The organism is Pseudomonas yangonensis (assembly GCF_009932725.1).
GTDB lineage: Bacteria > Pseudomonadota > Gammaproteobacteria > Pseudomonadales > Pseudomonadaceae > Aquipseudomonas > Aquipseudomonas yangonensis.
The window spans coordinates 1-282 of the sequence record NZ_BLJU01000174.1; the positions used below are offsets into that span (position 1 = coordinate 1).

Below are 282 nucleotides of genomic sequence, written 5' to 3' on the forward strand. Positions count from 1 at the left end.
GCCGTCCTCCCTCCCACGAACCTGTTCGGTTTTGCAGAGCGCCGGAATCCCAAACGGGCATTCCTCTTCGTAGCCAAAGTGCTGGGCCGCCATATACCAGTGCGCCCATCGGTCATGGCCGCCAGCTTCGAGAGCCTGGCTGCTGAAATCCCGCCTGATCTCCCTGGACCGGTGCTGGTCATTGGCATGGCCGAAACTGCCGTAGGCCTCGGTGCCGGCGTGCACCGCGCCTTCAGCGCAACTCGCCCTGACAGCGTATACCTCATCAGCACCCGCCATCCC

General features: G+C 63.8%; 1 protein-coding gene. It reads left to right on the plus strand.

Features of this window, described 5'->3' with window-relative positions:
* Positions 1 to 282, plus strand: a 282-nt coding sequence (locus tag GYB81_RS23980; protein WP_178106609.1) for a phosphoribosyltransferase domain-containing protein, incomplete at both ends; no start/stop codon positions are given.